Here is a 23,020-nt window from a genome sequence, read left to right on the forward strand (position 1 = left end):
AAATGACAGTCAACATTCATTTGTTCAGCAGCCGCTTTCCATGACTTTTCGCAGGTCCATCACGTACACATGCCGTCTTCCCTCGTGAATAGAATCGAACGATATATGAGTCCCTGCTTGATTCCAGCGCGGGTGCAGATCGCAGCGTATGTCTCCATCGATATCCGGCAAAGAGTAATAGGAACCGAGCGTCACACCGCTTTTATTTTTCAAAGAATAGACATACAAGTGCCGATAACCATCCGCATCAGGATAACTGTCATAGAGCATGTACTGACGATCTGGTGAGTAACTGCAGTGACCGTCCCTCAAGAAGAATGCGGTATCGATTATCTCAGCTTCATGAGTCAGATCCCTAAGCACATATAATTGATCACCTGCGTCGCCGCTTTCTGCTCCGCGTGAATGGAAAACAATGCTCTCCCGGTCACGCCAATGATAATGAGATGCATACGAATAATCGGACAAGAGGAATAGGTCAGAACCATCACGGTTGACGGTTAGGATAGCCGTTTCCCAGACTTCTCCAGGTTCAGGAAAATAACGAACAAGGAAAACGAGACGGGAACCGTCCGTATTAAAAGTGATATGGTTAATCAGTAACTTCTTATCCTGACCAGGAAAGCGGGACTTCGTGAAATCCCATATGTGTTGAAGTGATAATATGAGTCTGGATTCCCCTGTTGCTAATTCGATCAGAAAAATACCGTCATTCGGAGAATGACGAACTTCTTTATACAGGTCTTCTCTCCCTGCGTAGCCATAACCAGGCCGAAAATCGAACATCCGGTCGAAATTGATACTTACCGCATACATACCTGTTGGATCGACATTCGCCACCGGGAGCTCCAGTTGCCTGGAGGATCCTGTATGAATATTTTGCACCGTGCCTCTGTAAGTTTCGCCATCCCAAGTGTTGTAGATGATCTCCTCTTCTGGACAAGCAGGGTGCCACTGCAGCATACTCCCCTGCTGGAAATTCCACGCAGTCGTTTCCGCCACGGGATGGAAAGAATGGTCCCGCATATCGATGTATCCCACAGTGGCGCTGTCTGCCGCATGCGGAAGTCGATCCATGAAATCAACTTTATGACATAGATGATACCGGTCGCTTAAACTCCACGCAGGTGTATCATAATAACCAAAAAAGTAATGCGCATCTTCCTGTGTTAGCCGTTCCGCTTTCACTAGCTCGTTTTTAATAGTAAGCATGAGATTCTCTCCTCCCTATTTGTCTATCCGCCTGTCACTCTTTATCGTTCGGTCCCAATCTGCCCTAGCCATGTAGACATTCGATTTGCCGCCCTTGTCGGAGGAGAACACAATATGTTGGTCATCTCGGGTAAAAAGAGGATGCGGATGCGACATCTGGCTGCGCCAAGAGGTACCATGAGCACAAAGAAGGCCGACTTCAATGGCATCCCCTTTATATCTCAATAAGGACATATAGTTCCCTTTATCCTCCATCACTTCGCGAATCGGTGCACGATCACCGACACCCATAGTTTCCTGGTAGTTCATCTGAACATGGGAAGGCCGAGTGTATGGATAATAGTATCTTCTCTCGTTCGAGCCATCCACGTTGATAAAAACATCACCATGCAGCAAAAACTCATCTCCGATCCTCTCTCTAGAGGAATACTGCGCACCAATCCTGCCGCTGGCGGTAAAAAATTCATGTCCGATCCGTTCCAAATTGACCTTCTGATCCACGAGCGGATACACTTTGTCATGGTCGATACGCGCCGTCCACATTCGCTGAACTTGCAGCCATGGACCTTCATGGCAAAACACAATGATATTCGAGTCCACCGGGCTTATATTCACATGGGAAATATATTGACCTTCTCCCCATACCACATAAGGAGATCTTTTTTCGATGTCATAACGGATGACCACGCTCGTTGGTCTGCGGAAGTGCTTTTCCCTGTGTGTTGAATACGTACCCCCTGTTTCCGTACAGAGTTCCATATGTTCCACATACGAAAAGGCAAGGAATCTCCCAGAATTATCAATAGATAAATCGCTGGGTTTAAAACCGAGTGGAATTTGCATAAGCTCCTCGACTTCCAGATTATCCAGGCGAACCCGCATCAGTGTACGGTCGGCAAAATAATAAACAATATGATGCCAAGCATCGAGCACGGAACTGAATGGACTAACTCCCTCTTGATCGGTAACTTGCACCATTTGTCCGTCCTTGAACCGTAACGTGTACAATTGCAACGAACCTGTGCGGTTAGAAGCCAGTAGGATGTAATTATTTTCCGAATCAATCAATGTTTTGGTGAAATAGGGATGATACGTATCACCGGAATTGTCCGTAAGCTGTATCACCTCGACACCCGTCAACTCGTCTTGCTTTCTGGTGATCGTTGAGTAATATACATCGCCTTTCATATCTATCCACTCCTTATCAGTTATTCTACTGCCTATAAAGCTGCTAACATCTGGTTCATTGCATCAGCTTCAATTCCAGCTAGCAGGACGATGCCAATGCCGTGAGGGTCGTTCGTGACGACCTTAAGCTCATATTTGTAATAATCAGGGGAGAAGGAATATTTGGAGCCACAGCATACACCATGAACAGATCCATTCCCTTCAAAGGCATGGGTGATCAATCCGCTCCATGCTTTGCGTACGGCAATTGCATATGTGTGGGGCTTATCCAGCCAGCCCAAGCGTACACCTCTCGCATACGCATATATAAACATCGATGTGCAGGACGTTTCCTCGAACGATCCCTCATCGGTCAAAACTTGATGCCACAAGCCATTCTTCCCTTGGCGGGCAAGTAAGCCCTCGGAGAAGTCACGGAAGAAGGCAAGCAACGCTTCCCTGTCCTGATGCTCCTCTGGCATAACCTCCAACAGCTCCGATAGAGAAAAGAGTACCCAACCGTTTCCGCGTCCCCAAGGTATCTCATTAGCCATTGGGAATTTGAAGTCATAGACATGGGACATCAAATTTTTCTCAGAAAGATACAAGTATTTCTTAAAAAGAAGAAACTGTCTGGCGGCATCATCCAGCCATTTGCGCTCTCCTGTTAACTTGTAGTAACGGCACAGGAAAGGGGTACTCATATATAAGTCGTCTGCCCACAACGTATTTTCCATGTAATAACCTTTGGATTCCCGATAGAAAGCTCCGTCGTCCTGCCGCTCTTGCGAGTTGGCCATATAATCGGCAATGATATGGGCCAGCCTGACAAAACCATCCTCTTGTGCTTCTTTATTCGCCTCCAGCATCGCACTGCCGATGGAACCGCAATCGTCCAGCATCTTCATATCAACCAACTTCGTGTTAATCGCTGGATACCCATACTGCTCACGATCCCACAGCGCGTAGCTGTACATGGTCGTACACGCTTTCAGATGTTGAAGTACGTATCGGACGATATCATGTCTCGCGAGCTTTCGGCCGGTCTGGAGGAGACCATACAAGGTTACACCGATCGGATAATTCCATCTTGCGTAACGGGCATTGTGCAAGTAGGGCCTGACCCACAGTCCCGGCCTGTCTACCCGCCAATAGGTCTGGTTGCCATCTTCCGTTTCGAACAAACGAGACATCGATTGCAACTCTTCCGGATTCGGGGCTACGGAACACTCCATCGGCCCTACGTACAGCCAGCATTCATCCGTACCTCTCACCGGATGCGGCTGACTGAACGAATACGGCTCATCGTAAACGGTCACTTCCAGTGAGAAACCCCAGTCTCTCTCCCCGCCGCAAGCCGACTCGACTAACCAATTATGTGCTCCGAATGGGAGATTGACCTCAACCTCAAATGACCCTTCCGTCTCGGATATCGCGACAAGTTCATTATTGACCCAAATTCGCAGCGGGCCGGTTGCCCATCCTTTCAGGGCGAATGGATTCCTACCGGGGAGGACGGATTCTCCTTTCGACCACGCATAGGCCACTTTATTAGGCTGAATCCCGAATAGGCGAGCGCAATTCATCAGCGACGCTTGATCCGTCGTCCATGCACGAGATGGAAACCACCGCACCGGGGAGTCTGATTCTAATCCTTTCACATCGGGAAAATTAGTTTCACTGAACCGTTCCTCGTCTTGCGGCTCCGAATACACCCAGCCACCACAGTCATAGCGTTCATGGAACGGGTTCATGAAATCCAGCGGATTCGAATGGCTCCGGTTTGAGCCAAATACACAGCCAAACCCAGAAGCTACCTTGCGGAAGACGAGTAGGAAAGCATTCCAGCCTTTTTGCAACGGCACTTCAACGATCTTGCGTGTCTCTACGTTTACCTCTTCGGCTACACTTGATTTATACAGCAGCTTGCCATTCAGCAGCAGCCTGGTCGGACCATAACAATTGATGGCTGTTTCGACAGACCTGACATTGTCACTCCACAGCATGCCAAGGGCGAAAGCATATTGACCAGAGAAAGCATCCGGATGCTTATCCTGCATATTAAAATCGAATCTGCCATCCTGCAGCTGAGGAATCGAAAGCCTGCTATAGCACCGAAATACGAACGGATGCGGGGGATTGTTCGCTATATAAGCACCAGCAATCGTCTCCAGGATCGTGTCCGTGTTCTGATCTGCCAGCTTATAGGCCATGCCGGCTTCCACTTCGAAATACCGTTTCATACTCTCTCCTCCTTTCGCCTTTAAATATAGGTTCCATGCTGGATATCAGTCTATATTCATTTGTTCAGATATGAAAAAAGGCAGCGAGCTGCCGGCGGGGACGCTTCCCTTGCGCACAATAGTTGTGCGCTAGCGCGCGACGCACGGCAGAGCCTGCACCAAAAACGCCCTTCTTCCGGTTGTTTCCCCGGTTCGAAGGGCGCTTAATTACTCACTTATTTGGCCCCGCTTCCTGAAGCGGGAATATCTTGCATCCGTTCGCGGTACTGACCAGGAGTCTCGCCTTCAACCTTGCGGAAAGAACGGATAAAATTCGTTGAATTCGTATATTTCAACTTTTCGGAAATATCGGAGATTTTCATATTCGTTTCTACGAGCATCTTCTTGGCGATCGTCAGCCGGTATTGTAACAAATAATCACCGAAATTAACGCCGGCTTCTTGGCGAAAAACTTTGCTGACATAATGGGGATGGTACTCGATGCGGTCGGCACATAGTTCTAGCGTTAAGTCCGTATCATATTCTTCGTGAATGATCTGGATGACAGCTTCCGAAATTTTGCGGAATTGATGGCTACGTCTTTCCTCCAACAGTAACAATACCGGACCTACAACGACTTCCTTAAACCAAGCCTCGACCTCTTCCGTTGTTCGCAGTTTGAACAAGCTTTCCACGATCGATTCGTCGTCTTTCATTAGCGTGCGAATCGAAATCCCTTGATCCTGAAGCAGACTGCCCAGTTCGGATAAAAACCGAATAAGGGAAAACTGGTAGTCATGGAAGTGAAACGGCTGCACGACCAGTTCTCGGACCATTTGATGCAGAAGAAGGGTCGCTTGTTCCAAGTCCGAGGCATTAACAGCCTGCCGGAGTTCATCCGAAATTTTGACGGGATACGAAGTCTCCGCAGGGGAATCCGCAAAAATATCACGTATGGAAATAATCGTCTCGTGACCGAGCTTAACGCGGTATCTTAGCGCATCTATGGCTTCTTTATACGCTTTAGGTACCTTCGTCCATTCCTCAAATACATAACTAAGTCCGACGCTAACTGATATATTCAAATACGTGCGAACCGCTCGTTGAATCTCCTCTGCCAGCTTATATACGTCCTCTTCCCAAGCTGGATCAGTACGGTCCGTACCCAGAATGGTCAACTGCGATTCGTTCAGAACGATTGGGTTGAGCAGGGTTTGTTGTGGAGCGAGCTCCCCCGCAATATTGTTTACGGCAAACAAAAGCAGATCCAGATCCTTCTCCTCATATCGGCTTCCTTCGAGCGTATCAATTTCGATCGCCATCACATACATGCGTTGCCAACTCTGAGGGAATTGTAGAACCGACAACTTCTCCTTTATTTCCCTCGGTCCAACCTCGCCAAAAAAGAGCTTTTGCACAAAAAATTGATTTAACTGTACAACCTGCCCCTGGATTTGGCCAGACATTTCCTGTTGGCGATCCAATAAAGAAAGAAACCGTGTGCCAATTTGCTGCAGCTCATCCTCGCGTTTGAGATTATGGAGTGGCTGCTGCTGTACATCCTGACCGACAACTGTCGCATAAAGCTTGCGTATAGGACTGTAAAATCGATTAGAGCCCATGACCGAAAAGATAAGAACAGCAAGAGTAATAATCAAGCAGATCCAGATTGTAAACCGACCAATCGCTTTTGATTCTTGGGTGATCATATCGATTGAAACCGCCGACACATACATCCATCCCGTGAGACTGGAACGAATATAGGTAACGGAATACGCCTGCTTGCCATAATGCACATTGACTTTGCCCCCATCGCCATCCAGCCGTTTCAGTTGATTGGCTAGCTCCGTTTCACCGAGGAAGGCACGCGTAAAGCTTTCATCTTGATAACCAAGCAGGTTCATCTCACTATCCAACATAAAAACGCTTCCAAGTGGGCTTGTGTCTAACAGCAGCTTACGCAGATGTGAAAAAGGGATATCTGCCGTGATGATCACATCGGGGTCTGGATCATACGCTGGCTTTTTGCTGATCATACGAATCCCATTTTTATTCGATTCCCATATTGTCTTTTGCGGAATTCCCATAGTTGGATGGCTGTTATCTTGGTTGAAAGGATAAATCCCCTTATTTCCGATTTGCCATTTACCGTGCATGTTGTAGAATTCAATATCGCTAACACCCAGCTCAAACACCTGCAATTGACGAATCGTTCCTGTCAGTTGTTCAAATTCGTTATAATATTTACCCTCCAGCGGCAAGGAGAGCACACTCTCCACAAACGGGGAATGAAGCATCGTTATAGCGGAAGCTTCTACCGTCTTCAAGTTCTGCTCGATGCGTGACTGGCTTAGTTTTAATATTTGTAAATTGCCTTCCTCTACATAGTTTTGAATTGTACCGGAAGTGCGAAAATAAGAAAAAAATCCCAAGGCCAGCAGAGGTACAACACCAAGTACAAACCCGTATAGCACTAATTTATTTAAATATGTTAGACCTCGAGTTTTCATGAATATACCTCCGCTGCTGGATGCTTGATCTTTCAGTTCTTATTTTAACATATAACCAATGATAGCTAGTCGATTCCCCGTTCGTAAGCGGAAAAAGACGGAAGAGATCTCCCATCTTTTTAATGCCGATTATTTACCGCCTTGTTTCTTGTAGTCTTCTGTAAATTCCTTGATGATTTGATCGCCGCCTGCTTTGCTCCACTGTTCAAGGGACTTTTTGTAGCCAGCTTCGTCGATTTCACCCATGATGAATTTAATCTGGGCATCACGGCTAATTTTATCTAATTCTGGACCTTTCTCGGTTTTGGTTTTGGAATCTAGTGGTGTCGTTACATCGTAAATGGCAATCTTGGCATTGTCAGCCACCAGCTTTTTACCTTTGATAACTAAAGGGTCTGTTGATTTCGTTGGTAATTCAATATTTGGATTGGCGACTCCAAAAAAGAGATAGTTGGCATCTGACTTTCGGTCATCGGCGCGTGGATTAACAGGTTCAACGAATCCCCCATCCACGATCTTGTAATCGATATCTTTAATGCCTTTACTCATCAATGTCATGATTTCAGGGGTCGAGATTTTGTCATAGAACGCTAGAATTTTCTTTAACTCCGCTTCCGTTTTAATGCTGCTCTTGGAAAATAACATGGCTCCGTTATACCCTGAAGTAGCCGACACCTTCAGCCCTTGTGGTCCTGCCACGCCTTGAATCAAATCGAATTCAGCTTTCGGATTCAGCTTTATCGCATCTTTATAAACCAACGGAGCATCCGTTTCTACGGCGATCATGATACCAGCTTTCCCTTGTGCCATCATATCCCGGCGTTGCTGCGCATTGATAATCGCAAAGTCTGAATTCATCAGTTTTTCGGCATACAGTTTCTTGTAAAATTTGAGACCTTCCAAATACTCGGCCGTCATGAAGTTGGGAACCACTTGCCCGTTTTGCACACCATAATTCATCGGGGCTCCATGATAAACAGCAATGCTACGCACTAGGGCATTTAACATATCTTCCACAAATCCGACCGTATCCTTCTTGCCGTTCCCGTCTGGATCATTTTCTGTAAATGCTTTCGACACTTTATACAGATCATCCAACGTCTTCGGCATCGCTAGCCCCAATTTATCCAACCAGTCTTTGCGGATCGTAATCACGTGACGAGCAGCATCGCGGTGACGGGGTAGCATGTAGAACTTTCCATCAATTGCGATTCCTTTCAATACCTCTGGATCCATTTGTTTGCTCAAATTCGGATAGTCCTTTAAATAAGGACCCACTTCCCAGAATGCTCCCGATCTTGCTGCATTGATAATGTTAGCGGATTTTGTTTCATTCGTGAACATGACCTGTGGAAGCGTTCCAGAAGCCATTGTGGCGTTCAACTTCTCTTTATACGCCGTTTCCGGTACCCAAGTGATGTTCAGCTTGGTATTCGTAAGTTTCTCCAGCTCTTTTTGTACATCACTTGTTTCTTTCGGCGCTACGCCAGTCAATGTGCTCATAATTTCAATTGTCGTAGGCGTTGCGTCCTTCGCTTTTTCCGTTTGCTGTGCAGATGTTGGTTGATCGGTTGTTTGCTTCTCAGCGGAACACGCTGTCATCAGTAAACCAACCATACTAACTGCCACCACTGCTTTTACCCCTACATTTTTACGCATGTCCATGTGATCAAGACCTCCATTTTTATAATAGATGAGAATACTATGGTTAAATGGGTTCTAGTTATTATCAACCTTTAATAGAACCCATCATAACACCTTTCGCGAAATGCTTTTGTAAAAAAGGATAAACGCATAGGATCGGAAGCGTAGCCACCGTAATGACAGCCATTTTCACCGTCTCTGGCGGCAATTGGATACCGTCATCCTGACTCGAAGGATCGTCTAACCGGCCTTCGGATAACAGAACAAAGGAGCGAAGCAGCACTTGAATCGGCCATTTGTCAGTATCTCGGATATACAGGATGGCCGACATGAACGTATTCCAATGGCCGACTGCGTAGAACAGTCCGAATGTCGCAAGTGCCGGCAGCGAGAGTGGAAGGATGATGCGCACAAGGATATTGAGATCATTGGCACCGTCGATTTTAGCTGATTCCTCAATACCGTCCGGCATCTGCTGGAAGAAGTTTTTGAGAATAATAAGGTTAAAGGTACTAATTGCACTCGGAATAATGAGTGCCCACATGGAGTCCAGCAGTCCCAAGGCTTTTACAATCAAAAACGTAGGAATCATGCCTCCACTGAAAAGAAGCGTGAAAATCACCATCATCATGATCGGCCTACGTCCGATCAAATCTCTTCTGGAAAGCGGATAGGCCATCAGGCAAGTCATGATTAGGTTTACAATGGTCCCGCCTACTGTGATGATTATCGTGACAAGCAGACTCTTCAGGATACGATCCGTTGAGAAGATAAAGCGGTAAGCATCCAATGTAAAATGTGTGGGAAACAACACGAAATCTTTGGTAAGCGTTTCCGTCGGACTTGCAAATGAAGAACTAACAATATGAACAAAGGGAAGCAGTGTACTTAGCGCAAACAGGATCAGAATTGTAGAATTGATAATGTCAAATAAACGAGAACCCCAACTTCGATCGTGAATCATGTGTCTCACCCTTCCTTAGAAAATTCCCTCTTCACCGAATTTTTTGGATAACCGATTGGCAATGACGACTAGAATAAGGCCAACCGCTGATTTGAACACACCTATGGCCGTTGAATAACTGTACATTCCGTTCAGGATGCCGGCTGTATAGACATACGTATCAAATATTTCAGCTACTTCTCGGTTGAGCGAATTAAGAAGCAAATAGACATGCTCGAATCCCAGCTCAAGAATATTCCCAAGATGCAAAATAAACATAATCAAAATGGTGCTTCGTATCGACGGCAACGTGATATGCCACATTTGACGCAACCGACCTGCGCCGTCCATACGTGCCGCTTCATAAAGATGGGTATCTACGCCTGCCAGAGCTGCCAGGAAGATGATCGTCCCCCATCCGGTATCGCGCCATATATTTTGCAAGATATACATCGGGATAAATTTATCGGGGTCCATCATAAACGTGAAAGGTTCGAAACCAAGTGAAACGATCCACTTTTGAAATAAGCCATCATGCGACTCAAATAGGACATAAAACATGCCGATAATGATCACCCAAGACATGAAATGAGGGATGTAGATCAGCGTTTGTATCGCTTTCTTAAACTTTTCTTTCCTTAGTTCATTGAGCATAAGCGCTACAATAATCGGCATTGGAAAAACAACAACCAGATTAACGAGCGACAAGATCAATGTGTTCTTCAGTATCGTAAAAAATGTTGGTTCACTGAACAACCTGATAAAATGCTTCAAACCAACCCACTTACTTCCGGACATCCCCTGGAATGGAGAGTAATCCTGAAACCCAATTACAATTCCCCACATGGGCCCGTATTTGAAAAGTAAGAAGTAGACAATACCCGGTAACAGCATCAGATATAGCCACCGATCTTTAAGTAACTTTCCAGTAAGGCGATTCATCCTTCTCCTTTTCGCTTGTGCGTCAGCTTGTTTATGTGCTGAATAATCAATCGCAGCCATTATCTCGTTCACTCCTTCTGTCTACTGAATCATGCCCACCGCATCCTTCCGGAGCGACGTTTACAATTCAATACTAGTAAGTGGAGGAAATATCCGTCTATATTCATTTGTTCAGAAAGTGGTTTCATCCGTTGTCCCGTCTATAATTAACCCGTTTTGATCATTTGTTCCGATGGTCCTTTAGGGATGATTGGTTATAAAAAAAGCCCCAGTGACTGTACTAGCTCACCAGGACCAACAGTATCGTTTAAAATAATTCGTTAAAGCCCTTCTTGGGTTTGTGACTTCTTCCCCTTATGATAATCTTCCCATAGTGGGGCGATGTATTGCTCTAATATTTTCACCACGTCATCCCTACGGCTCTCTTCGACATTTATAGTGTCGCTTGAAATCTCATTTCTAATTCGTATGAGCACAAATAATGGGGGCAATGCCGCTTCACGAAAAGCTTTAATCATATTTTCTTCTTGTGGCGTAATAATCATAACGTATCATACTTCCTTTCTGGCAGATTCCTGCTCGAGATAATCTCAGTATAAACATTGACATCAGTGTTAGAGTCAAGAGGTAAACGCGTATGTTAAAGCAGCAGTTGTGTTACACTGTTGGAAAATAGAGATAGAGGTGATTGTATGCGGAAAATCGCAGTCATTACTGGCGGAGGTCAGGGCATCGGACGAGCCATTGCGCTTTCTTTTGCTCAAGAAGGGTATGGCATTTCCATAGCGGATATTCATCAAGATCGAGGATTAGAGACAATTGAGCTCCTACGTCCCTTTACAGATGATGCGCTCTTCATGAAGGTCGACGTCTCCAAGAATGAGGAGGTTGAGCAATGGATGGAACGTACATCTTCCTTGTTGGGCAGCATCGATGTATTGGTGAATAATGCAGGAATCATGCACAATACCGATGTATTGGAGCTTAGCGCTGAGCAATTCCAGCGGGTCATTTCCGTAAATCTGGGAGGTACTTTTCACTGCTCGCAGGCTGCAGCCCGCATCATGAAAGCACAAGAAAGGGGAGGCGCCATCATTAATCTCTCGTCAACGAGGGCTGTTATGTCAGAGCCTAATACCGAGGCATATTCGGCCTCCAAGGGAGGCATCTCTGCACTGACCCATGCGATGGCCATCAGTCTAGGCGGCTATGGCATTCGCGTCAACGCGATATCTCCAGGGTGGATTGAAGTAAGGAACGCGGGCAGCTTTTCCCATACGGAAACGGATAAAAGCCAGCATCCAGTAGGCCGAGTAGGCAGACCAGAAGATGTTGCAGAGGCTTGTCTTTATTTAGCTAGCGAGAAGGCAGGATTTATAACGGGTCAAAACCTGACGATAGATGGCGGTATGACCGTTAAAATGATGTACATGGAGGAATAAAGGAAAAGAGACAAAACCGCTCCATGACAGGGATGGATAACAAATTCGATATAGGTAATCCTAATCCCTAATAAAGGAAGGGGTGGGCAAGTTGAAGGATGAGACAACAATTCCTCAAGAGCAAGAAACTTCACACATGGCAGAACCTGAATTTAATCACGATTACGATCTGATGCGTGCCTATGCCCAACAAATGAATGGCGAGGTTGAAGCTAGAGAAGAGTAACCGCTCGACTTGATGATGAATGCCGCGGGGTTTTTGCGGCATTTTGTTTGTTTATAACCTTAATTAGGCTCCAATGAAATGACTTATTGGAAGTTCCTTAGTTAGTGTAAAAACGCTGGCTGAACTGCACATCATTTCCAACCAGCACGTTGTAGTATCTCTCTCACGAACTCGCCTTTAGCTTCCGTGTATGCTAGACGGTCATTCTGGAATCGTTGTGCGAGTTCTAACTTTAAGTCACCATATTGTTTGGCATCCTCTGGATGAATTCTCAAATAATCACGAAAAAGGATATGACGCTTATATTCAGAGTTTTCCATGGTACAGACGTATAGGTGATGCCAAATTATATTGGTGGGTGGAATAAAAGCCTCACGTCCGGTAGTTCCTAAGTCCCCTTCATGAACGTAGCCAATCTTGGCTAGCCTTTGAATAGCGTTAAGGACATCCGATTGCGTAGACACCACCACGTCCATATCAACAATAGGCTTCGCTGCCAATCCTGGAACGGATGTACTGCCAACGTGCTCTATTGCGACTACAAATTCGCTTAAAACAGGAAGTACAAAATCTCGTAACTGTTGAAACAATTGAACCCAACTAGGGTCATATTCACGTACTATTAGACTCGTTCCCATCAAACTTCTCCTAACTGTAAGGACCGCCACCGTAGCAGCCCATCAGATGTTTAACTAGCTTTGATCGTTTGCCAAACGAGGAACAATTCCAATCTGGTACTCGTCCTCATAAATAAGTATTCCAGGAAGATCATTAGAGATTGATTTAATTATCTCGATGTTATATTTCTCGGCAATATGAAAGAATGGCTTCAATTGAGTTATCATTTCTGCTGCCTTAATTCCATCCTTGAACCATGTTACTGCATTTACTAGATTGTTATCATCATAAAATGGCGGATTGGGTAAATTTTGTTCAAACCATTCTTTGGTATCTAGATACAACTTAATTTCTCTTTCCGAGAGTTTACCATCACGATATAAGTGATAAATAACAACAAATATGCCATAAGGTTGCTTAAGCTTAGGACTTAGATAATTACCATGAAATCTAATGTACATAGATCTCTCCTCCTTGTTAATAGCGAAGCTCGATTACTCTTTCATCCAAGGCAAAAACGCGCTCTGCCGTCCTCAGGAGGCAGAGCGCGTTTTGTTATTCTTATGATGCTTCCGTATATCGTTTGAAACTATCCAGAATCGCTTGCCAACCCGCCTGTTGGAATTCAACGGGGTGAGTGCTCTCGGCGTCGAAGATTTCAACGACCTTCGTGGCCTCGCCTTGATCAACGAACGCAATATCCACTTTCCGTCCGTCTCCCAATGTGTAAGCAATCGTCTCATGCAGCTTCACTTCGTCGTAAATTCCGCTAAAATCAAAACCCATGCTGCCATCCTTCGCTTCCATCCTTGTCAGGAATTCGCCGCCGACCCGCAAATCGTTCTCCGCTCTTGGCGCATGCCATTCTTCGGAAGGTTGAGTCCACTTCGTAATGTGGTCCGGCTCGGTCCAATAGCTCCATACTTTTGCTACAGGGGCTTGAACGACAGTCTCTACGGTTACTTTCGTTGGATTGCTTGTTTCCATTGTGAAGGACACCTCTTTACAGGAATTTTGTTTCTCACTAATATAGACGAATGCCAATCTCCGAATTCATCGCTCTATTTGTTCCGGAAGCCCTAATCGGGAAAATAATTTTGCATTTATGAAATTTTGAACATGGAATATCCGATTATCTTTCACTTCAATCACGTGAATGCCCCAAGGCACCAGGACGGCTGCCTCCTTGCCCGGCACATACTGCGCCAGAGCGGGATAACCGCCATTCACTGTAGTTGGCAAAAATTTGGACCCCTCGCAATGCCAGCGCGTAAGTGCAAAAAACGCAGACAAATCTTCTTGCCCGCTTATCCACATGGCGAAAGGCGGCATGGACATACAACCTTCCTCATGGAACAACGACACAAGCGCATGGATATCGAATTGCTCAAACGCTTCCACATATCGCGAGAGAAGATTCTGGTCAGGATTGACATTCATCTTACTAAACTCGTCGGAGCGAAGCCGCGTTCGGTCCATCGTCTCCCTGGCTCGTTGCAGGGCGCTGTTCGCCGCGGCCGGCGACATTCCCAACGTTTCCGCAATTTGTTTCGAAGACCATTCAAAGACATCCTTCAGAATAAGAACCGCGCGTTGACGAGGCGGCAAGTTTTGTAAGAGTGCAATAAAGCAGAGCTGAAGGGTATCCTTGCGAACGAGAGCATCTTCCGGATTTTCTCCAAATTCGGGTGAGGGCCAAATCCAGGACGAGTCTGGCAGCGTTTCGTTCGGTTCGACAATCTTGATCGCCGGGTCGGACAGGTCAACGGGAAGCGTACGGCGCTTCGCTTGCCTTAGCTTGTCCAAGCATAAGTTCGACGCTATGCGGTAGATCCATGTTTTAATGGATGAGTCCTGTCTGAAGCGATCCCAGCTCTGCCATGCCCGAATATAGGTTTCCTGTACAGCATCGTCCGCATCATCAATGGATCCCAACATTCGATAACAATATGAGGTTAACCCCGGCTTGTAGCTCTCAAATAACTCCATATCAAAAGCGGCTTCGTTCATCTTCGCCTCCTTAGGTCAATCTACTTGAAACATCCTCCTTCCATCATATTCGAATCATCCGGCAGCCACAAGGCGAAACGGCCACATCGTCCTTTGGCGGCGTGGCTCATTTCGTACCAAGAAGTATGGATTCCAAATGCAATTATAAGCGTTCATTAATTTTGATCAACAATTCCTTTAAGATTTGTCTCTCATCTTCGGAAAGGACTTGAACGATTTCGTCCTCCACTTTTTGAAAGGATTCATTAAAATCTTCAATCAATTCAACGCCCTTTGGCAAAACATAAATATTTTTTTGTCGTTCATTATTGACTGGGATTTTACGCTCGATGAATCCTCTTTGCTCAAGACCTTGAAGCATACCTGTGATGCTAGCCCCGCGCAGATGAAACCTATCAGCAAGATCCCTCTGAATTAATTCCGTTTCTTGGTTTTCGTAGATATAGCCAATCATTTTTCCTTGTTGAGCGTTTAACCCTAACTCTTTTATACTCTCGTCCGCTTTTTTCTTTAACTTAAGACCAATAACCTGAAACAAATCTAGATAAGTCGTATTCTTGTGAGGCTTCATGAGCGTACCTCCTCATATTATTAGAAAACTAACTGTTAGTAAGTAAACTATACAAATATCCACCTTTCATGTCAATTAAATATTAGTTTGTTGACAGTTAGTTACCTAACAGTTATACTCCAAATTGTTATAAAACGTATCCAAGGAGGATAACAATATGAAGAATGTAGTCCAAAGCTCTTCGGCGGAAAAAATTACTGCTATTACGAATGTGCGTATTTTCGATGGAGAAAAAGTAATAGAATCAAGGAGTATTGTCATCAAAGGGGAAACCATTGTTGCAGTAGGTGGCGACATTCCGGCGAATGCAACAATCATCGATGCTGAGGATGCAACATTATTGCCCGGCTTAATTGACGCGCATGTTCATACTTCCATCGGTGGATTACGGGATGCATTAAATTTCGGTGTGACAACAGAACTCGAAATGAACGGTGACTTTACAGAAAGAGGACGTGCGATTCAATTGAAAAATACGGATGATATCGCTGATGTCCGTTCTGCAGGTACGGCAGTCACCGCTCCTGGTGGTCACCCGGATGAATTGCTGCCAGATGGGGATGAGATTCCAGATTTCGTATTAAAGGAATTGGAGAAGTTATCGAAGGAAGACCGGGAAGCTATGCTCGCTGCTTACGCCCACGATCACGATGAAGTGCCGCAAGTAACAACGGTGGAAGAAGCGATTAAACATGTTCATACCCAGATGGAGAATGGAGCAGACTATGTAAAAATTATGATTGAAGAAGGAACAGTCATGGGCGCTCCTGGACTGCCTGTTTTAAGCGACGAAATTCTAAAAGCAGCGGTGGAAGAAGCCCATAAGTTCGATAAAATCGTCATCGCCCACGTTTTGACTGCTAATTCTTCCCAAACCGCCATCGATCTTGGCGTAGACGGATTGGGCCACCTGTTTATCGACAGGCCCGATTACACGCCGGATCTAGTGCAATCCATCGTCGATTCTGGCGCGTTTGTTACACCGTGTTTGGTTTTGAACTCATCTATTCTTGGGAACCCAGCATCGCAATTGGCGAATGACCCACGTGTTCATTCCAAATTAAGTCCGGAATGGATCGATATTTTGAACTCAAGCTTTAATACTTTCCCGCAAGGCAATATAGAAAATAGCTTTAAAAATGTGATGGATCTTCACAGGGCCGGTGTAGATATTCTGGTTGGGACGGATGTCGCCCCCGTCCCCGTTCCGAACCTTGGCGGCCTTGCTCATGGAGCCAGCGTACATCACGAATTGCAATTGCTGGTTACAGCCGGGTTTACTCCAACAGAAGCACTTCAATCGGCTACCTCCAAACCGGCCCGCCGGTTCGGTCTTTATGATCGTGGCCGTATTGCCGAAGGTGCTCGCGCTGACCTAGTACTGGTCAATGGCGACCCGACTATCAATATCTCGGATACCCTGTCTATTAAAGTTATATGGTTCAAAGGTGTACAAAAACAAATTTGATTATTTCCAATTTTCGTAGCAGGGCACTCTATTTCGAGGAGTGCCCTGCTATTCGACTTTGTAATTAATCAACCCAATAGCTTAATGAGGCTGCCACTCGTTTTCGCGGTGGCAGCCTCATTTTGTAGTTATTGAAGTAACGTTCACCGTTAGGTTATTAACTATGCGTAATAACCGCCCTTAGAAACGTATTCATGATGTTCAAGATAATGCTTATATATCTTTCCGAATACTCTGTTCGCCATAGATTGTGATTGCTTGTCGTTCTTTAGTTTAACTACTTCATCCATCGGAGTGTCCATAGAAGTTTCACCACTAATTAACTTGGGGATATCAACTTCAAATACTCGATCTTTTTCCTTTAAGCAACTTCCAAATGTATACTCTGCAACGGTACCTCTTATCATCACTAATTCAAATTCTAAACAAATTGCCATTTCGTAAACCTCACTTCTATTTATTAATAATAATCACCTCAAAATAATATACCAGTCTGAATTCCTGGCAATCTGATGTCATTTAGTATCGTTATCCGTTAGCTTAATTCTCTAAGTGATGAAAACTAGTTTAGCTGTCGCTGTATTATATCGAGCAGAGTGCGTTGCTCCTCCTCCGGAACGCTCTCACCTAGGCGTGCCGCCATTAGCGGAAGCTCCCACTTAGCGAGCTCCTCCCGGCTGTATCCGGTCAGTTCGAGATATGTGTCCTCGTACGTTTGCAGTAATATAGTTCTAAGCTGAGCAAACGTCTGGATAACGACCTCGGGAAGCTCCGACGGCAAGACTGCGTGACGTAGTATAATAATCGTTCTGGCTGTATCGGCTTGTGCCGGACCACATACTGCGGTCATCCAGTCGATGACGACAGGACCGCTCTGACTTAAAAGCACATTGCCAGGATGGAAGTCACCATGGCAAAGATGATCACCCCCGGGAAGCTCGGATAGACGGCTTTCGATCACCTCTCATAACGGCTCGAAGCCAACGTGACGAATGCCGCTGATCATATAAGCCAGTCGACTTTTAATGGATTCCAAACGACCGGTTGTTGCCTTGACGCTGTGTATCTTGGCGTGAAGCTGAGCCAGCTGACGACCGTATTCTGCAGCTTTTTCCGGCTTACCCATTAGAATCTCTAACATGGAAGGTCCCAGGATCCTCTCATATGCAAGTCCGGTAAGACCGTCAGTTTCTACGATTCCATAAAATTTTGGGGCACCTACCGCTAACTCCTCAATAGCGGTACTAATATTCCGCTCAAGGTGAAGCAGTTTCGGCTCGCGAAATACTTTAAGGACCTGTTTCGACCCTAGTGCATAAATATCCGCAGTGTTGCCTCTGCCAATCCGTTCGCCGACTCCCATAAGAAACACCCTATTCCATTTTAGAATAATATTCCTATGAATTACTATAATCGATAAGGTAAAAAGAAAAGCAGGCAATCTCCTTAACGTCCGCCTCAGTCATGCTAGTAAATTGTGATAGTGATTATTGTAACAAACCTGCTCTCTAGCATAATGAATAAGAGTATCCTGCCGTCGGCAAACTACTCCCTGGTTCCTGAACTATTGTTAACAGTTAGCGGAATGACCCATCCGCGCTACCTAACTAGGTTTTGGATAATTTTCCTGTTCGAAATTCTCCGGATCCTTTATTAACCACGTAACGTAAGTTAAATATTCGTCATTTGGCGCACGAACTTCCTCAAAGTCCGTTACAAGCTCTTCTCCAGAAGCGATAAATCTATATATGAGAGTAAGATTTGCTATATTTGCAGCTACTTTTCTATCATCAATATTTACAAACTGATATTACCTGGCCGAAGCTCAACTTTAATCGCTCTCTACATATTTTTGTTAAATTTTATATGCTCGTTTTAAACCGTATGTGCTAAGGTTTCAAGACAATCTTTATTGCATGATCCTCTTTATTATTGAATATCTTATAGGCGTGTTCTGCGTCACTTAGTTGAAGCCTATGACTGATCACATCAGTCGGATCAAACACACCTTCCTTAATCTGACGATATAATTCAGGCATATAGTGAATAATAGGAGCTTGTCCCAATTTCACAGTAATATTACGGCTAAACAGATCACCAAAAGGAAATGCGTTATAATTTGCGCCATATACACCAGTTACTTGTATAGTGCCTCCTTTGCGCACAAGTTTAGTGGCCATCCTGAATGCTCCTAAACCGCCACCTTGCAGCTTAAGCATCGTTTCTACCTTTTCGACAAAAGTTTTCTCCGAATCCAGTCCTACGGCATCAATAACCACATCTGCACCACCACCCGTAAGCTCCGCAAGATGTTGTAGCAGCTCGTCCTGCTTTTTAAAATTGAAGACTTCTACACGATTTGTTTTCCGAGCATGCTCCAAACGATAATCAACATGGTCGATGGCTATAACGCGATTTGCACCTTTCAGCCAGGCAAATTTTTGCACTAGCAAGCCTACGGGTCCACACCCTAGGACAATGACGGTGTCTCCAACTTTCACGCCTGCATTGTCCACACTCCAATAGGCTGTAGGTACAATGTCAGATAGAAAGAGGAGCTTTTCATCTTCCATTTCAGCATCCTCAGGCACTTTAAAAGGAACGAAGTTCCCATAAGGAACACGGAGAAGCTCAGCTTGTCCGCCTGCATACCCGCCAAAAGTTTCGGAATACCCCAGATAACCGCCTGTATCACCATGTAAAAAATCATTCGAATGGTCACATTGGCTTTCCAGTTGATGAGTACAATACCAGCAATGACCGCATGCAACATTAAAGGGAAGAATGACACGGTCTCCCTTTTTCACTTTAGTCACATCTTTGCCAACCTCTTCGATAATCCCCATTGGTTCATGTCCAATTATGAAATCCTTTGGAGTGTTAGGAATTTCTCCGTTATAAAGATGAAGGTCCGAGCCACATATCGTCGTTGTTGTGATGCGGACAAGGATATCATCCGACTTCTGGATTGTTGCGTCAGGAACTTCTTTAACCTTCACATTTTTTAACCCTTGGTAGGTTACAGCTCTCATTTATTTACTCCTTTGTTTTATTCTATGTATTCTTGTTTGCTGAATTATCGATGGTCGTTCACTTTGATAAATAACCTTTTGCTCTTGCACCACTTTGTTATTGAAAGCAAGCATTTAATGGTAATCTGTGCGGATTACATCATTTCTATCCCAGGCACCGAATCCAAGAGTAATAAAAAAAACGTAGAACGAATCGTTCTACGCCTTGTTTGCTCAATATAAAGTGGAACAGGACATCTTCCTCGGTGTTACAAAATGACCTATACAACAAGAGATACTGATAAATCATGAATTTCAAGCTGATACCAGTGACTTCTTCGAGCTACTCCAACCAAAGCCTCTTAACTTCTATTAATTCATGATCTTTGAATTCTAATTTATAAATGTCTGGCATCGAAGTTGATTCCCAAAATTCAAAGTCAAATTGGTTATTAAAATAATTCAAAATCAAGGTCATTATATCCCCATGTGTCCCGATTACAATTTTCTTTTCTCTATACTCATTTAATATTTTTACAATTGTTTTTATTGCTCTTCCTTGAGCACTGATGGTCGATTCACCATCAGGAAATGAGTAATAAATGTCTTTATAAACTTTCAGTTTAGCTTCCCTAAAATTCATTTCTCCAATCTCGCCTATTTCTCTCTCTTTAAGATCTTCATAAGTTACAATCTTTCTAGTATCAGCTGCGTGTTTAATCGTTTGAATTGCTCTTTCATACGGACTAGATATAAAAATATCGATTCCTTCATCTATTAATATTGATTTGATCTTTAGTGCATCTAATTTGCCTTTATCAGATAGTCCTCTTGTTCTCTCCATACCTTCAATGTATGGTGATTCGGCATGTCTGACAAAGTAAATAATGGTTTTCATTTTTTTCACTTCTTTCTTTATCTGCTCTGCATTGGTTTCAGCTAACGGCTTATTAATGAACTTCGCAACATGTGACCTCATCATCGAGTAACTTTCAATTGATTTTAAATTGGTTTCCATGAGTGTATTACTTTATTGTTATGCCTTAATAAGGCCGAGCGAGCTATGCCCTTCTCACTTAAGTCTGCAAGAAGTTGATAGTAATCATCATGAAGATTTAGAAAATTATCGTTTTTTGAATACTCATAATTCACCTTTCGCTGATGAAAGAATACTGCTTCCTTGAGAATGTTCACCTGTTGTAAATTCTTTGAGTCCATTCTCCTTAGTATTTATATACATACGTCCACAAGTGAAACACTGGTAAACTGTTTTTTGTAATTCACCAATAAGATATCTAATACTCATTACGGCTTGCTCTTTATCTTTTGCTGTTGGTCCTGAATTTTCTATTGCGTTATCTACTGCATCTAAGAAGTCGAAATAATCTTGATCTGAAATGAGATACCCTTTATTTGAATGAAAATCCGTTTGATCTACGATGATATCTCCACATCTACATCTAATCTTCATGTATTTCACCTCAAAAAAATATATTTAGGACATTGCATATAACGCCAATTTTATGAATTTCGCAAATTCCCCAAATTAGAGGTATTCGTGAAGCGATTAAGCAAATCTCCCCGTTACTTTAACGGATAATGGCAGCCGATCGTATATTCCGGCTGCCACTGTGTCTATAGTTACCTTTTATTTCAGGCTATGTACCAGATGTGACCATCAAGGGTATGTTCTTCATTTCATAGATTTTTTGGAGAGTATGGACACGCTTCGTCTTCTCAACATCAGCCTCTGTGTGGAGATACCCTTCCACAAGTCTGTATCCGAATACGAGAAGGATTATCTCGTAGACACAATGATCGGCAATTCGAGATACATCCGCATACTCCGAAAAGCCTTTGTAATACGCAGGGATACATCGCTGGTAGTGTTCGACCATGTGATCGATATCCGGTTCATCCGCAATCAGGCTTGCGAGATCCTCGCCTAGGTAGCCCCATCCGCTGGTATCCCAATCGATTAGCGCGAAATTCCCGTCAGCGTAGATCAGATTGGTTACCCAAAAGTCCCGATGACACAGCACGAGGGGCAATTTTTCAATACGGGCGAATATCTCGTCTGCTTGCTCAACGATGTCGATGAGCATTTGCCGCACGTGCAGAGGCAATTCGCAGTCCTCCGATCGTATATAATCGTAGACGACCGGCCATGACCGGTAATGCAAATACGTATTCTTCATGAGATCCGCATGACTCAGGTTGGTCAGGCTCTGCAACACGGCGGGTTGCACAGCATACAGTTTGCCTTGAAAGCGCCCTAACTCCAGCGCGGCCTTTTCATACATGTCACGGGTCAAGTCTAAACCGGTTACGCCATCGATATATTCAAGCCACAGATGGTATTCATTAACTTCGGCATTGAACTCGGCGTGATAACATGTCGGCCAGCGGAGGGCTTGCGAAAAAGTCGCTCCCAAGTCAGATGAATAGAGATCATATTCCCTACGCCATGAACCCGGATCGCCGTAACGCTCCCATTTGTTCTGAATTTTCAGCACTATACGGTAAGGCAATTTTTCGCCATCCACGGTTTCGGCGATCCCCGTTACCAGGAAAACTTTTCCCACGGTTCCGCCCTGTAACGGCATAGTTTGGCAGTCGGTGGAGATGATATTCATCTTGAACCGTTGGGTTAAAGCATAAATCAGCTTTTCAAGTTCAATATTCATTTATTCCTCCATTTTCTTCTTTGTCGCCTAGCTAATGAGAAAACGACAGTCGTTATACCAGCTGCTTAAATGATTATATCAAATGTAATCCTTTATTTTGGGAAGACTTTAATTATAACAATTCTGTCTGTTAGCAGAGCGGTTAAGGTAATCTTGTCGGCAATCGGAATTTCTTGAAGTATCCGCTCCGAAAATCGAACTCCTATAAAACCGCGGTTTATTAAATTATCATTTTTCGTAAGTAACTGCGTTAGTATTATACCGATCAATGTCAAGATAATAGTGTACTTCTACTACCACGATACCGAATGGTTTTTCATCTATATTAGCTTTATATGTTGGATTGT

At 44.3% G+C, this 23,020-nt stretch carries 21 protein-coding genes and 1 pseudogene; 3 read left to right on the forward strand and 19 right to left on the reverse strand.

The annotated features are described in order from the left end of the window. Positions 1–24 precede the first annotated feature (24 nt). From L6I86_RS26405 to L6I86_RS26440, 8 genes are all read right to left on the reverse strand, one after another. The gene (locus L6I86_RS26405) at positions 25–1,212 is read right to left on the reverse strand and encodes a TolB family protein (protein ID WP_236291388.1); all 1,188 of its coding nucleotides are present in this window, start codon (positions 1,210–1,212) and stop codon (positions 25–27) included. 15 nt (positions 1,213–1,227) lie between these two features. Then, entirely contained in the window at positions 1,228–2,400 is a 1,173-nt protein-coding gene (locus L6I86_RS26410; protein WP_236291389.1) for an oligogalacturonate lyase family protein, read from the reverse strand. A 32-nt stretch (positions 2,401–2,432) separates the two neighbouring features. Continuing rightward, positions 2,433–4,622, reverse strand: coding sequence for a glycoside hydrolase family 88/105 protein (locus tag L6I86_RS26415; RefSeq protein WP_236291390.1), 2,190 nt, complete (start codon positions 4,620–4,622; stop codon positions 2,433–2,435). Positions 4,623–4,837: 215 nt separating this feature from the next. Continuing rightward, positions 4,838–7,111: a helix-turn-helix domain-containing protein gene (locus L6I86_RS26420; protein ID WP_236291391.1), complete on the reverse strand. Its 2,274-nt coding sequence runs from the start codon at positions 7,109–7,111 to the stop codon at positions 4,838–4,840. Between the two features lie 129 nt (positions 7,112–7,240). Then, on the reverse strand, positions 7,241–8,776 hold the full coding sequence (locus L6I86_RS26425) for an extracellular solute-binding protein (RefSeq protein WP_236291392.1): 1,536 nt from the start codon (positions 8,774–8,776) through the stop codon (positions 7,241–7,243). Positions 8,777–8,840: 64 nt separating this feature from the next. Then, positions 8,841–9,719 (reverse strand): carbohydrate ABC transporter permease, encoded by an 879-nt coding sequence (locus tag L6I86_RS26430; protein WP_236291393.1) that lies wholly within the window; start codon positions 9,717–9,719, stop codon positions 8,841–8,843. Between the two features lie 15 nt (positions 9,720–9,734). After that, positions 9,735–10,640, reverse strand: a complete 906-nt coding sequence (locus L6I86_RS26435; RefSeq protein WP_420851935.1) for an ABC transporter permease — start codon at positions 10,638–10,640, stop codon at positions 9,735–9,737. Positions 10,641–10,960: 320 nt separating this feature from the next. Beyond that, the gene (locus L6I86_RS26440) at positions 10,961–11,185 is read right to left on the reverse strand and encodes a hypothetical protein (protein ID WP_236291394.1); all 225 of its coding nucleotides are present in this window, start codon (positions 11,183–11,185) and stop codon (positions 10,961–10,963) included. 147 nt (positions 11,186–11,332) lie between these two features. Between L6I86_RS26440 and L6I86_RS26445 the strand changes: the two genes are divergently transcribed. Further along, a complete protein-coding gene (locus L6I86_RS26445) occupies positions 11,333–12,082 on the forward strand; it encodes an SDR family NAD(P)-dependent oxidoreductase (RefSeq protein WP_236291395.1) in 750 nt (249 codons plus the stop codon). 91 nt (positions 12,083–12,173) lie between these two features. Next, positions 12,174–12,308 (forward strand): hypothetical protein, encoded by a 135-nt coding sequence (locus L6I86_RS35730; RefSeq protein WP_276574898.1) that lies wholly within the window; start codon positions 12,174–12,176, stop codon positions 12,306–12,308. Positions 12,309–12,439: 131 nt separating this feature from the next. On the opposite strand, the gene L6I86_RS26450 is transcribed toward L6I86_RS35730, so the two are convergent. The 5 genes from L6I86_RS26450 to L6I86_RS26470 all read right to left on the reverse strand — a co-directional run bounded on the left by L6I86_RS26450 (position 12,440) and on the right by L6I86_RS26470 (position 15,507). Further along, on the reverse strand, positions 12,440–12,946 hold the full coding sequence (locus L6I86_RS26450) for a GrpB family protein (RefSeq protein ID WP_236291396.1): 507 nt from the start codon (positions 12,944–12,946) through the stop codon (positions 12,440–12,442). A 54-nt stretch (positions 12,947–13,000) separates the two neighbouring features. Next, a complete protein-coding gene (locus tag L6I86_RS26455; RefSeq protein ID WP_236291397.1) occupies positions 13,001–13,387 on the reverse strand; it encodes a hypothetical protein in 387 nt (128 codons plus the stop codon). A 100-nt stretch (positions 13,388–13,487) separates the two neighbouring features. Then, positions 13,488–13,913 (reverse strand): SRPBCC family protein, encoded by a 426-nt coding sequence (locus tag L6I86_RS26460; protein WP_236291398.1) that lies wholly within the window; start codon positions 13,911–13,913, stop codon positions 13,488–13,490. A gap of 66 nt (positions 13,914–13,979) precedes the next feature. Next, the gene (locus tag L6I86_RS26465) at positions 13,980–14,936 is read right to left on the reverse strand and encodes a sigma-70 family RNA polymerase sigma factor (RefSeq protein WP_236291399.1); all 957 of its coding nucleotides are present in this window, start codon (positions 14,934–14,936) and stop codon (positions 13,980–13,982) included. Between the two features lie 142 nt (positions 14,937–15,078). Next, entirely contained in the window at positions 15,079–15,507 is a 429-nt protein-coding gene (locus tag L6I86_RS26470) for a MarR family winged helix-turn-helix transcriptional regulator (protein WP_236291400.1), read from the reverse strand. Positions 15,508–15,664: 157 nt separating this feature from the next. On the opposite strand from L6I86_RS26470, the gene L6I86_RS26475 reads away from it, so the two are divergent. Next, positions 15,665–16,975 (forward strand): amidohydrolase family protein, encoded by a 1,311-nt coding sequence (locus L6I86_RS26475; protein ID WP_236291401.1) that lies wholly within the window; start codon positions 15,665–15,667, stop codon positions 16,973–16,975. A 161-nt stretch (positions 16,976–17,136) separates the two neighbouring features. Here the strand turns inward: L6I86_RS26475 and L6I86_RS26480 are convergent, their stop codons facing one another. From L6I86_RS26480 to L6I86_RS26505, 6 genes and pseudogenes are all read right to left on the reverse strand, one after another. Further along, on the reverse strand, positions 17,137–17,412 hold the full coding sequence (locus L6I86_RS26480) for a hypothetical protein (RefSeq protein ID WP_236291402.1): 276 nt from the start codon (positions 17,410–17,412) through the stop codon (positions 17,137–17,139). A gap of 125 nt (positions 17,413–17,537) precedes the next feature. Next, a pseudogene (locus tag L6I86_RS35830) lies at positions 17,538–18,338 on the reverse strand (aminoglycoside phosphotransferase family protein). A 526-nt stretch (positions 18,339–18,864) separates the two neighbouring features. Next, on the reverse strand, positions 18,865–20,007 hold the full coding sequence (locus L6I86_RS26490) for a zinc-dependent alcohol dehydrogenase (protein WP_236291404.1): 1,143 nt from the start codon (positions 20,005–20,007) through the stop codon (positions 18,865–18,867). Between the two features lie 322 nt (positions 20,008–20,329). Further along, positions 20,330–21,004 carry a histidine phosphatase family protein gene (locus L6I86_RS26495; RefSeq protein WP_338113446.1) on the reverse strand — a complete coding sequence of 225 codons (675 nt, stop codon included), beginning with the start codon at positions 21,002–21,004 and terminating at the stop codon, positions 20,330–20,332. A gap of 123 nt (positions 21,005–21,127) precedes the next feature. Further along, complete coding sequence (locus tag L6I86_RS26500; protein ID WP_236291405.1) at positions 21,128–21,457, reverse strand: hypothetical protein; 330 nt, start codon at positions 21,455–21,457, stop codon at positions 21,128–21,130. Positions 21,458–21,644: 187 nt separating this feature from the next. Next, the gene (locus L6I86_RS26505; RefSeq protein WP_236291406.1) at positions 21,645–22,673 is read right to left on the reverse strand and encodes an aminoglycoside phosphotransferase family protein; all 1,029 of its coding nucleotides are present in this window, start codon (positions 22,671–22,673) and stop codon (positions 21,645–21,647) included. Positions 22,674–23,020: the final 347 nt, after the last annotated feature.

The sequence above is a fragment of the Paenibacillus allorhizoplanae genome (assembly GCF_927798215.1).
Taxonomy (GTDB): Bacteria; Bacillota; Bacilli; order Paenibacillales; family NBRC-103111; genus Paenibacillus_E; species Paenibacillus_E allorhizoplanae.

Coding starts and splice junctions, on each gene's coding strand:
- L6I86_RS26405 (WP_236291388.1), bottom strand. CDS start 1,212: ATGCTTACTATTAAAAACGAGCTAGTGAAAGCGGAACGGCTAACACAG.
- L6I86_RS26410 (WP_236291389.1), bottom strand. CDS start 2,400: ATGAAAGGCGATGTATATTACTCAACGATCACCAGAAAGCAAGACGAG.
- L6I86_RS26415 (WP_236291390.1), bottom strand. CDS start 4,622: ATGAAACGGTATTTCGAAGTGGAAGCCGGCATGGCCTATAAGCTGGCA.
- L6I86_RS26420 (WP_236291391.1), bottom strand. CDS start 7,111: ATGAAAACTCGAGGTCTAACATATTTAAATAAATTAGTGCTATACGGG.
- L6I86_RS26425 (WP_236291392.1), bottom strand. CDS start 8,776: ATGGACATGCGTAAAAATGTAGGGGTAAAAGCAGTGGTGGCAGTTAGT.
- L6I86_RS26430 (WP_236291393.1), bottom strand. CDS start 9,719: ATGATTCACGATCGAAGTTGGGGTTCTCGTTTATTTGACATTATCAAT.
- L6I86_RS26435 (WP_420851935.1), bottom strand. CDS start 10,640: ATGAATCGCCTTACTGGAAAGTTACTTAAAGATCGGTGGCTATATCTG.
- L6I86_RS26440 (WP_236291394.1), bottom strand. CDS start 11,185: ATGATTATTACGCCACAAGAAGAAAATATGATTAAAGCTTTTCGTGAA.
- L6I86_RS26445 (WP_236291395.1), top strand. CDS start 11,333: ATGCGGAAAATCGCAGTCATTACTGGCGGAGGTCAGGGCATCGGACGA.
- L6I86_RS26450 (WP_236291396.1), bottom strand. CDS start 12,946: ATGGGAACGAGTCTAATAGTACGTGAATATGACCCTAGTTGGGTTCAA.
- L6I86_RS26455 (WP_236291397.1), bottom strand. CDS start 13,387: ATGTACATTAGATTTCATGGTAATTATCTAAGTCCTAAGCTTAAGCAA.
- L6I86_RS26460 (WP_236291398.1), bottom strand. CDS start 13,913: ATGGAAACAAGCAATCCAACGAAAGTAACCGTAGAGACTGTCGTTCAA.
- L6I86_RS26465 (WP_236291399.1), bottom strand. CDS start 14,936: ATGAACGAAGCCGCTTTTGATATGGAGTTATTTGAGAGCTACAAGCCG.
- L6I86_RS26470 (WP_236291400.1), bottom strand. CDS start 15,507: ATGAAGCCTCACAAGAATACGACTTATCTAGATTTGTTTCAGGTTATT.
- L6I86_RS26475 (WP_236291401.1), top strand. CDS start 15,665: ATGAAGAATGTAGTCCAAAGCTCTTCGGCGGAAAAAATTACTGCTATT.
- L6I86_RS26480 (WP_236291402.1), bottom strand. CDS start 17,412: ATGGCAATTTGTTTAGAATTTGAATTAGTGATGATAAGAGGTACCGTT.
- L6I86_RS26490 (WP_236291404.1), bottom strand. CDS start 20,007: ATGAGAGCTGTAACCTACCAAGGGTTAAAAAATGTGAAGGTTAAAGAA.
- L6I86_RS26495 (WP_338113446.1), bottom strand. CDS start 21,004: ATGGAAACCAATTTAAAATCAATTGAAAGTTACTCGATGATGAGGTCA.
- L6I86_RS26500 (WP_236291405.1), bottom strand. CDS start 21,457: ATGAAGATTAGATGTAGATGTGGAGATATCATCGTAGATCAAACGGAT.
- L6I86_RS26505 (WP_236291406.1), bottom strand. CDS start 22,673: ATGAATATTGAACTTGAAAAGCTGATTTATGCTTTAACCCAACGGTTC.